At 34.0% G+C, this 427-nt stretch carries 1 protein-coding gene; it reads right to left on the bottom strand.

All coding sequences use genetic code 11. From position 1 onward, the window contains the following. Window positions 1-379, bottom strand: a 379-nt coding sequence (locus E5A76_RS15755) for a nitrous oxide-stimulated promoter family protein (RefSeq protein WP_161119496.1), incomplete at its 3' end; no start/stop codon positions are given. Window positions 380-427 lie beyond the last annotated feature (48 nt).

Raw genomic sequence — 427 nt, 5'->3', positions numbered from 1 at the left:
GCTTTATATTGGGTTTCATTTTATTGTTTAGTTTAGGAACCTTTCTTTTATCATTAATTAAGTGGGTAATCGCCATTATTGGATGTTTATACATCATTTTAGGGCCTGAATAACGCATAATTGTTTGCGATTTAACCTTTTGCTCAGGTTTGTAGCAATGAATGGGGCATTGGCGGCAAGTTGGTTTTTCTACCCCATAAGGGCAACGGTCTAGCCTTTGTTTTACGTAGTATTGGAAGGAATAACAGCTTTCACATAAACCATCATTTTTTGTCTTATGGTGGTGATGGTTTGAGCAATAAATATTAATCATTGCTGAAATGGTTAAAAATTCACGATTGAGTTTACCAAACAGTTCAAAGTCAGTGTTTAATGTCATTTTTACTCACCTAAAATTGATTCACCCTCTGTCCGTATAATATTTAAA

It is taken from the genome of Photobacterium lucens, from assembly GCF_009873615.1.
In the GTDB taxonomy this organism is placed as follows: domain Bacteria; phylum Pseudomonadota; class Gammaproteobacteria; order Enterobacterales; family Vibrionaceae; genus Photobacterium; species Photobacterium lucens.
Note: the sequence above shows the minus strand (reverse complement) of the source record. Positions and strands in the feature narration are given on the sequence as shown.